Below are 229 nucleotides of genomic sequence, written 5' to 3'. Positions count from 1 at the left end.
GGTGAAGGTCACCTGGTAATCGCTGGTGGTCAGCTTGCCGGTGTCCTTGATGGTGACATCGAGGTTGCCCGAGCCGGCGCTATTGGTCGACTGCGCAATACTGCGCTGACTGACCAGCGCGGCACTGTTGATGGTGTTGAAGATGTCCGCGCCGAAGTCACCGTTCTTGTCGATGCCCTGGGCTTGCTGACTGTTGACCTGTTCGGCCACCACCAATGCGACACGCCCC

1 protein-coding gene is annotated in these 229 nt (G+C 60.3%); it reads right to left on the bottom strand.

Annotation, left to right across the window (positions count from 1 at the left end):
* On the bottom strand, nt 1-210 hold a 210-nt coding region (locus ACPYOM_RS24320), incomplete at its 3' end, for a hypothetical protein (RefSeq protein ID WP_481347950.1).
* Nucleotides 211-229 lie beyond the last annotated feature (19 nt).

It is taken from the genome of Monashia sp. HAY1-2A, from assembly GCF_056755315.1.
Note: the sequence above shows the minus strand (reverse complement) of the source record. Positions and strands in the feature narration are given on the sequence as shown.